The organism is Mesorhizobium sp. M7A.F.Ca.CA.002.04.1.1 (assembly GCF_004022805.1).
GTDB lineage: Bacteria > Pseudomonadota > Alphaproteobacteria > Rhizobiales > Rhizobiaceae > Mesorhizobium > Mesorhizobium ciceri.
On record NZ_RZPL01000451.1, the window covers coordinates 1 to 4,775 of the forward strand.

Consider the following 4,775-nt stretch of genomic DNA (forward strand, 5'->3'; position numbering starts at 1 on the left):
ATCCTGACGCGCGGCGTCGGCCAGGCTTTCATTGCCAAGGATGTTCCGGCATCGGAAGTGCTGTCGTTTCTGAGGGAGAACCACCCAAAGGAAAGCGACCGGAGATGAACGAGCCCGGCTGGATCGTTGTCGCCGTCCTTGCCATCCTCATCGTGCTGCTCGTTGCCGTGCGCACGCGCCTGCTTGCCATATTCGGGTACGAGCTTTCACGCATCGAGCCGCAGCGCTCCAGCCAGGACGAATTGCGCGGCGCGGTCGACGATTTCCGCCGCGACGGCCAGGTGGTGCGCGAGGATCGCGACCGCGTCGGCGGCCTGTTCGATCTCGCCGAGCTCGAAGTCTCCGACATCATGGTCCACCGCACCAACATGCGCTCGGTCAATGCCGACAATGCGCCGGAAGCGGTGGTGCGCGAGATTTTGCAAAGCCCGCACACCCGCATGCCGCTGTGGAAAGGCTCGCTCGACAACATCGTCGGCGTGCTGCATGCAAAGGATCTGCTGCGCGCCTTGAACGAAGTCGGCAACGATTTCTCCAGGATCGACGTCATGAAGATCGCTTCGAAACCCTGGTTCGTGCCCGACACCACGACCTTGCAGGAACAGCTCAACGCCTTCCTTCGCCGCAAGGCGCATTTCGCCGTCGTCGTCGACGAATATGGCGAGGTCGAAGGGCTGGTGACGCTGGAGGACATTATCGAGGAGATCGTCGGCGAGATCGCCGACGAGCACGATGTCGACATACAGGGCGTCAAGCAGGAGGCCGACGGCTCCGTGGTCGTCGACGGTACGGTGCCGATCCGTGACCTCAACCGGGCTCTCGACTGGAACCTGCCGGATGAGGAGGCAACCACCATTGCCGGCCTCGTCATCCACGAGACGCAATCGATCCCCGAGGAGAAGCAGGCTTTTACGTTCCACGGCAAGCGCTTCATCGTCATGAAACGCGACAAGAACCGGATCGCAAGGCTGAGGATCAGGCCAGCCGGCGACGCCTGATGTGCGCCGGGAGACCGGGTGCCGTCATCCCGCGATCTGGCTCGTCGAGCGTTCGTGGATCGTCGCGCCGGTCTCGGCATCCATGGCCGCCAGGCTGACTTCATAACCCCAAAGCCTGCGGATGTGACGAAGCGTGGCGTCGCGGCTGGCATCCTCGAGAAGGATGCCGTCATTGACCTTGTGCTGCAGCCGCAAATGGCGGTCGCCGAGCAGATCGACATCCACCACCTGAATGTCCGGCCGGTTCGCGCCGAGATCATAACTGTTGGCGAGCGCGGCGCGTATCTTGGCGTAGCCGCGCTCATCGTGGATGGACGCGACCAGGCAATGCGGCTGGTCGGCAGCGTCGCCGAGCACAAAAAACCGCCATTTCCGGATCAAGGCAGGGCTGAGGTACTGGCGGATGAAGGATTCGTCGCGATGCTCGGCCCAGGCGTCCAGCAGGACCTCGCGCCAGTTGCCCTGGCCGGCCATGTCGGGGAACCAATCGCGGTCCTCGGCCGTGGGTTCGGTCGAGATGCGCTGAATGTCCTGCATCATGTCGAGGCCGAGAGCATAGGGGTTGATGCCTGAAAAACGCGGATCGTCGAAGGCCGGCTGGAAGACCACGTTGGAATGATTGCGCAGGATTTCGAGCATGGCGCCTTCGCTGATCTGGCCGCGGTCGAACAGCATGTTCATCAGCGTATAGTGCACGAAAGTGGCACAACCTTCGTTCATCACCTGTGTCTGCCGTTGCGGGTAAAAATATTGCGCGATGACACGAACGATCCTGATGATCTCGCGCTGCCAGGGCTCCAGGACTGGGCTGTTCTTTTCCAGGAAATAGAGCAGGTTTTCCTCGGGCAGATTGAGCGATTTCTTCCACTCTGGGTCCTGGCCCTTGTCGTTGGCCGCTTGCTGCGAGGCCGGCAGCGTACGCCACAAGTCGTTGTAGGAGCGCTCCTCGTATTCGAGACGCTCGCGAATTCCTTCGCGTTGCCGTTCCGACGACAACCTCGGCGGCCGGTGATAGCGAAACACGCCCTGATCCATCAGCGCGTGGGCGGAATCGAGAACAGCTTCGACGGCGGCGAGGCCGTGCCGCTCCTCGCAGCGGACTATGTAGCCCTTGGCGAAGTCCAGGTAGCTGAGGATCGCACCCGCATCCGTCCACTGTTTGAACAGCTGATTGTTCTTGAAGAAATGATTGTGCCCGAGCGCTGCGTGGGCCGTCACCAGGGCCTGCAGGGCCATGGTGTTTTCCTCCATCAGATAGACGATGCAGGGATTGGAATTGATGACCAGTTCATAGGCAAGCCCCCGCCCGCCCTTGCGATAGAGCAAATCCTGGTGGAGGAAATGTTTGCCGAAAGACCAGTGACGGTACATCAATGGCATGCCGATGGACGAATAGGCGTCGAGCATCTGCTGCGACGAGATGATCTCCATCTGAACGGGATAGGTGTCCAGATGAAGCTCTTCGACCGCGAGTGCCTCGATAGCGTCATAGGCCCGCGACAATGTTTTGAAATCCCAGTCGGACCCTGAAAAAAGCAGGCTGGATTTGCTCGCTTGTCTGGCCATCGGGAACCCTCATGCCCTCTTGAGGGCGGCCGGTTGCCTGCCGAAGAGCTGGCGAAAAACCGGATAGATATCGGCGGGTGTGGCGATGCGGCTCATCTGGAAGTTCGGCCATTTCTGGTCGATGGAGTTGTAGGCACGCCAGAGCGATGTCCCGTTTTCTGTCGAGCCGAAAATATGAGCTTCACGCTCGTCGATGATCTCGACATAGGCAAAATACTGGCACAGCCGCATGAGCTCGCCGTTGAGCAGCGAAATGCATCGCTCCGAATCGCCGGCGAAATTGTCGCCGTCCGAGGCCTGGGCGGCATAGATGTTCCAGTCATGGGCCGGGTAGCGGCTGGTGATAATACGGTGCATTTCCTCCAGCGCGGTGGAAACGACGGTGCCGCCGCTTTGGGTGTTGTAGAAAAATGTTTCCTCGTCGACCTCCTGAGCCAGGTGCGTGTGGCGGATGAAAACAATCTCGATGCGGTCGTAGCGCCGTTTCAAGAACAGGTGCAGCAAGACGAAGAAGCGCTTGGCCAGATCCTTCTCGCGCTCGCCCATGGACCCGGACACGTCCATAAGACAGAACATGACGGCATTGGCGTTCGGCACCGGCCGGGAATCGAAGCGGTTGAAGCGGATGTCGACCGGATCGACATAGGCAATCCGGCGGCGGCGGCGTTCCAGCCGGTCGAGCTCTTCGCGCAATGCCGCAATACGCTGGCGCGCTTCGGCGCTGGATGGCGTCGACTCGAGCGAGGCGATTTCCTCGAGGATCGCATCCAGTTCGACCTGCTTGGGGCGCCTCAGCGCAATGCGGCGGCCGTGGCTGTTGCGCATTGTGCGGCCAACATTGATGTTGGTCGGCGAACCTGTGGCGGCGAAGCCGGCTCTGCGCGGCTTGAAGGCAAGGATCTCCTTGAGGTTGAGCTTGACCATGTCCGGGAGCTCGAGATCCTCGAAGAAAAGATCGAGCACTTCCTCGCGCGACAGCACGAAACGAAAGTCGTCTTCAGATGCCTTGTTTCCCGGCGACGATGCTCCCCCGCCGCCCCCGCCGGGTTTGGGGATCAGGTCTCCAGCGGAGAAATGCCTGTTGCCCGGCAAGATGTGCTGGCGCCTGCCGCTGTCGCGGGCGTTGTTGAAGCTCGGCTCGCTTGTGCCTCTTTCGGGCATGCGCACGGCATGCTCGGAATCCGCGTCGGCGATCCTGCCGGTGCGGATCTGATCGCGTATGCTGCGTTTCAATTCCTCGCGCGCGCGTCGCAGGAAGCGCTGGCGATTGCCGAGGCTTTTGTCTTTAGGGTTCAGGCGGCGGTCGATGAAGATCGGCATGGAACCATCCGGGTTCTCTAACCCGCCCTGTTCACCCGCATGTACCAGTCCACAAGGCGACGCACCTGCCGCTCGGTGTAGCCGCGCTCGACCATCCGCTGCACGAATTCATTGTGCCGCTTTTCCGTGACACTGTCCTGCTTGGAGCCGAAACTGATCACCGGCAGGAGGTCCTCGACCTGGCCGAACATGCGTTTTTCGATGACTTCCCGCAGCTTTTCGTAACTTGTCCACGCCGGGTTGCGGCCATGGTTTCTTGCACGGGCGCGCAGGGTGAATTTCACCACCTCATTGCGGAAGTCCTTGGGATTGGCGATGCCGGCCGGTTTTTCGACCTGTGAAAGCTCGTTGTCCAAAACCTCGCGGTTGAGGATCTGGCCTGTGTCGGGATCCTTGTAGTCCTGGTCTTCGATCCAAGCGTCGGCATAGGCGATGTAGCGGTCGAAAAGGTTCTGGCCGTACTCGCTGTAGGATTCCAGATAGGCTTTCTGGATCTCATGGCCGATGAATTCGGCATACCGCGCGGCCAGCTCGGACTTGATGAACTCCAGATAGGCGGCTTCCGTCTCCTTCGGAAACTGTTCGCGCTTGATTGCCTCCTCCAGGATGTACATGAGATGCACGGGGTCGGCGGCCACCTCTTCGGTGTCGTAGTTGAAGGTCTGCGACAGGATCTTGAAGGCAAAGCGCGTGCTGACGCCTGCCATGCCCTCATCTACGCCGGCGGCGTCCCGATATTCCTGAACCGACTTTGCCTTGGGGTCGACTTCCTTGAGGTTCTCGCCATCATAGGCGCGCATCTTGGTGTAGAGCGGCGAATTGTCGTGCTCGGCCAAGCGGGTCGAGACGGTAAACCGGCTGAGGATGTCCAGCACCTCTGGAGCGCAGGGA

General features: G+C 60.5%; 3 protein-coding genes and 1 pseudogene. 1 reads left to right on the top strand and 3 read right to left on the bottom strand.

Annotated features, from left to right (window positions below; genetic code table 11):
• The first annotated feature begins 104 nt into the window (after positions 1–104).
• On the top strand, positions 105–998 hold the full coding sequence (locus tag ENZ75_RS21375) for an HlyC/CorC family transporter (RefSeq protein WP_063169113.1): 894 nt from the start codon (positions 105–107) through the stop codon (positions 996–998).
• A 24-nt stretch (positions 999–1,022) separates the two neighbouring features.
• Here ENZ75_RS21375 and ENZ75_RS21380 read toward each other — a convergent pair whose 3' ends face one another.
• The 3 genes and pseudogenes from ENZ75_RS21380 to ENZ75_RS21390 all read right to left on the bottom strand — a co-directional run.
• Positions 1,023–2,564, bottom strand: a complete 1,542-nt coding sequence (locus ENZ75_RS21380; protein WP_024503737.1) for a SpoVR family protein — start codon at positions 2,562–2,564, stop codon at positions 1,023–1,025.
• Positions 2,565–2,573: 9 nt separating this feature from the next.
• On the bottom strand, positions 2,574–3,884 hold the full coding sequence (locus ENZ75_RS21385) for a YeaH/YhbH family protein (protein WP_063169112.1): 1,311 nt from the start codon (positions 3,882–3,884) through the stop codon (positions 2,574–2,576).
• Between the two features lie 17 nt (positions 3,885–3,901).
• A pseudogene (locus ENZ75_RS21390) lies at positions 3,902–4,775 on the bottom strand (PrkA family serine protein kinase); the annotation flags it as partial.